Origin of the sequence: Streptomyces sp. MBT65 (assembly GCF_016612545.1) — a bacterium.
In the GTDB taxonomy this organism is placed as follows: domain Bacteria; phylum Actinomycetota; class Actinomycetes; order Streptomycetales; family Streptomycetaceae; genus Streptomyces.
Window position 1 is genome coordinate 1 of sequence record NZ_JAENRY010000703.1, and the last position, 718, is coordinate 718.

Sequence of the window (718 nt, forward strand, 5' to 3'; positions counted from 1 at the left end):
GGGCAACGGGGGTGGCAGCGGGGGGAGTCGGCGCCCCGGCTCGGCGAGCACGTCGGTGGCTCTTACGCCGGGGAGGGGGGCCGGTTCCTGCTCCTGGGCGGCACGGGCCGCACGGGTGGCGTTACGACGGGACAGGGCGTCGAGCAGCGGGCGTTCGCCCCGGCCGCGGAGCAGGAGCAGGACGAAGGGGTCGGCGTCCAGGAGGCGGGCGGTCTGGTAGCAGAGGGCGGCGGCGTGCTTGCAGGGGTGACCGGAGTCCGGGCAACTGCACTGCGGGGAAAGGTCGCCGGGTCCCGGCAGCAGCGGAACCCCGATCTCCGCAAGGGACTTGGGCATCTCCTTGTCGAGCAGCGCGGCGATGTGCCCGGGCCGGTCGGCGGCGGCGTCCAGGAACCGCTCCCAGTCCGCGTCGTCCAGCGTACGCAACCGCACCTGTACGCGGTACGGCCGCGCGCGGCTGCCCTGCACATACCCGAGCACGAGCCCCGGGGTCACGGTGATCGCGTCGACGTGGCCCTTCTCCGCGTAACCCCGGCCGCGCGCAAGCCGCTTGGGGTCCAGCGCGCCTTCCTCCAGCGCGGTCACCCATGCGTTGCCCCACCAGGTCTCGGCGAAGCCGACACCGTCGGAGGGCCTGGGCGGGAACGGGGGGAAGGTGCGGCGGAGGTCGCTGTCGCGGGAGGGGGAGGCCATGGAGGTGGAGGCCATGGAGGTGGGG

At 74.4% G+C, this 718-nt stretch carries 1 protein-coding gene; it reads right to left on the minus strand.

Annotated features, from left to right (window positions below):
- Nucleotides 1-718 (minus strand): SWIM zinc finger family protein (locus JHN63_RS51690; RefSeq protein WP_234478981.1); only part of this gene is annotated, 718 nt, incomplete at both ends.